This is a genomic window from Bartonella sp. AD328YNZD (assembly GCF_042196425.1).
On sequence record NZ_JBHIQG010000821.1, the window covers coordinates 1 to 581 of the forward strand.

The following is a 581-nucleotide window of genomic DNA, read 5'->3' on the forward strand; positions in this document are numbered from 1 at the left end:
AAATAAGTTGCAAGTCCGAGAATGGGAACACTCAATTTGGCAAAAGGGAGATGTTGACTGAGAGCTGCAAGGCTGGAAACAGTTGCATCTGTCATCAGTTTGTGGCGTTGTTCTTCTGTCTTTTTTTGTTGGTCATAGCGTTGATAAGTTTTGAGAACGCGACTGATAATAAGACCTAATCCCGCAAGAGAAAGACAAATTAAAAACATGATACTAGCGGCAGCAAGAGGCTTCATAACAGAACATAACGCAATAAAACCGATGGTACATAAAAAAAGCAAAGACATGAAGAATGAAATGCCAATAAACCCATAAAAAATTGCTTGAAGGCGTACTTGCTTGACTGTGCTTTTAAGCCCTCCACCGACAAGATGGTTTAAAAGAGGAGCGATAAACTTGTGCATTGCTTAACGACGTAGTAATTGAGAAAGAATAAAACCAACCCCTGCGGCAAACAAAACGCTTTTGCCAGGATTTTTGCGAACGCATTGATTCATGGTTTGTTCAAGATCACTGATTTTGTCTTTTGCTTGAGACATCATGTCTTCACCACTTTCTTTCGCTGAGTGATATAGTTTTTC

Annotated in this window: 1 protein-coding gene and 1 pseudogene; both read right to left on the reverse strand. The window is 39.6% G+C overall.

What is annotated here, in order from left to right; translation table 11 throughout:
* On the reverse strand, positions 1 to 404 hold a 404-nt coding region (locus ACFIO3_RS15215; RefSeq protein ID WP_375704798.1), incomplete at its 3' end, for a hypothetical protein.
* A gap of 3 nt (positions 405 to 407) precedes the next feature.
* Positions 408 to 581, reverse strand: a pseudogene (locus ACFIO3_RS15220) (YqjD family protein); the annotation flags it as partial.